Annotated in this window: 1 protein-coding gene; it reads right to left on the minus strand. The window is 70.1% G+C overall.

Going from position 1 to position 576, the window contains the following annotated elements; translation table 11 throughout:
- Window positions 1-576, minus strand: a 576-nt coding sequence (locus ACNFOC_RS55100) for a glycoside hydrolase family 18 protein (protein WP_521987304.1), incomplete at both ends; no start/stop codon positions are given.

Genomic DNA, 576 nt, shown 5'->3' on the forward strand with positions numbered 1-576 from the left:
CCCGAGAGGCCGCTGGGGAGGGCCGGGAGGGTGAACGAGACAGACAGGGCACGGCCGTTGTTGGCGGCCCAACTGCGCACCTGGGCAAGGGCCTTGTCGCGGCGGTCGATGCCGGACGAGTTGGTGAGCGACGCCGATTCGATGTCGAAGTCGACGTGCGAGAGGTTGAACGTGGTGATGACGTTCTCGATCTGCGCTGCCGCCGCCTCCGGGCTGGAACAGGAGTCGCCGATCTCGGTGAGCGCGGTGTCGGCGCCGTAGCCGCCGAACGACACGGAGACGTCACCGCCCTGTGCCCGGATGCCGTCGATCTGCGTCTGGAGGGAGGCCTGTTGGCCGATCTGCCAGGTGCAGCCGGGGCCGTCGACGAACGCGATGGTGAAGAACTTGGTGCCGTAGTTGTTCGCCACGTCGGTGAGGGAAACGTTTCCCGACCACGTGTCCACGAACGGCGCGAAGACATGGGCGGGCCAGGGATTCGGCGCGGAGGCCGCCGCCGCGGGTGCCGCCGCCGAGCCGAGCCCGGCCGCCGCGAGGGCTCCGGTCAGCAGGGCGGCGGAGAGGAGGGAGCGGGAC

The sequence above is a fragment of the Streptomyces colwelliae genome (genome assembly GCF_048158785.1).
Lineage (GTDB): Bacteria > Actinomycetota > Actinomycetes > Streptomycetales > Streptomycetaceae > Streptomyces.